This window comes from Dolichospermum circinale AWQC131C (genome assembly GCF_000426905.1).
GTDB classification, from domain to species: domain Bacteria; phylum Cyanobacteriota; class Cyanobacteriia; order Cyanobacteriales; family Nostocaceae; genus Dolichospermum; species Dolichospermum circinale.
The window spans coordinates 103260-103990 of sequence record NZ_KE384623.1; the positions used below are offsets into that span (position 1 = coordinate 103260).

The 731-nt window shown below is 43.2% G+C and carries 1 pseudogene; it reads right to left on the minus strand.

Annotated elements, in window-relative coordinates:
* Window positions 1-706, minus strand: a pseudogene (locus tag ACIR131C_RS26115) (hypothetical protein); the annotation flags it as partial.
* Between the last annotated feature and the right edge of the window lie 25 nt (window positions 707-731).

Here is a 731-nt window from a genome sequence, read left to right on the forward strand (position 1 = left end):
TAAAATCTGTGGTCAGGTTGGTGATCTCATTTTTCTCAGTCCCAGTGTCAGTACCCGCGTTAGAGCTTAGATTCAGGGTTTGAACATTTCCTTGAACATTTCCTTTCCATGTTAGATCTACACTTTGACCCTTTCCTGTCAAGTTTAAAGCAACATCGTCGTCGTTAGTCTTATTCAAGGTGAATTTGTTAGCTGCAGCTGCACCACTGAGATTAACCGTATCAGCTACAAAATCATACTCTTTAACAGCAGTAATCTTAGTTGCATCTACTGTGACTGTGGTAGCGTCAAAACCTAAGACCTCAACCTTTTCAACACCATTGATAGCAGCAAGTGCGGCAGTTGTAGTAGCATCAATGGTAGTACCAGTAAATCTCAACGTATCTATGCCATCACCACCATCAACTTTATCAATGTCAGTAACACTAGTGTTGAAGTTGCCAAAAACAAACTCAAAGGTGTCTTTATCCTTACCACCTGTAAAGTCATTCTTGCCGGCACCAGCAGTGAAGCTGTTATTACCACTAAGTCCTATGAAGACGTTATCAAGAGTACCACCTGTGAAGGTGTCATCTTGATCAGTACCAGTAGCTTCTAGCTTGGCACTAAATGTGCCTGCATTAATAGTAATCCCTTGGACCGCGTTGTTGGGGAGGACGGGGGAGGCGATTTTCAGTTCTTTGCTACCTGTGACATTGATTGTCAATGCAGGAGTCCCAGGAGTCCCAGCT